General features: G+C 50.3%; 1 tRNA gene and 1 rRNA gene. Both read right to left on the bottom strand.

Annotated features, from left to right (window positions below):
* Nucleotides 1-242 precede the first annotated feature (242 nt).
* Nucleotides 243-318, bottom strand: a tRNA-Ala gene (locus KUV86_RS16610).
* Nucleotides 319-441: 123 nt separating this feature from the next.
* Nucleotides 442-501 (bottom strand): 16S ribosomal RNA (locus KUV86_RS16605); the annotation flags it as partial.

Here is a 501-nt window from a genome sequence, read left to right as displayed (position 1 = left end):
CGCTTCATCGCTTGACCATATAACCCCAAAAGGTCTGTCAATCGATGATGTCACGACAATTGCCGGATACGCTTGAGACGTATCTTACTTTGTCAGCATGATATACATTGTTAAAGAGCATTAGAGTCGAAACTCTAAGCGAGAGACTTGAAAACCGCCGTCCCGAGTTATCGAGCAGCGATGCAAGCATCTTGCTTAAAATTTCACGACTGAGCGTATCTACCTATCACCAGATAAATGATTGGTGGAGCCAAGCGGGATCGAACCGCTGACCTCCTGCGTGCAAGGCAGGCGCTCTCCCAGCTGAGCTATGGCCCCGAATCACATGGGTCATGCCTATTGGCGCTACTCTAGCTGCTAGCGTTGACCCTGTCAGTCGCTACTCTTGCTTGATCAGGTAATTCATTGTGAGCACTTACCGACAGTCAGCGACGTGTCGATTAAGGAGGTGATCCAGCCGCAGGTTCCCCTACGGCTACCTTGTTACGACTTCACCCCAGT

Origin of the sequence: Halomonas sp. DP8Y7-3 (genome assembly GCF_019801675.1) — a bacterium.
In the GTDB taxonomy this organism is placed as follows: domain Bacteria; phylum Pseudomonadota; class Gammaproteobacteria; order Pseudomonadales; family Halomonadaceae; genus Halomonas; species Halomonas litopenaei_A.
The sequence above is the reverse complement of the archived record's forward strand: the minus strand, read 5'-3'. Positions and strand labels throughout refer to the sequence as shown.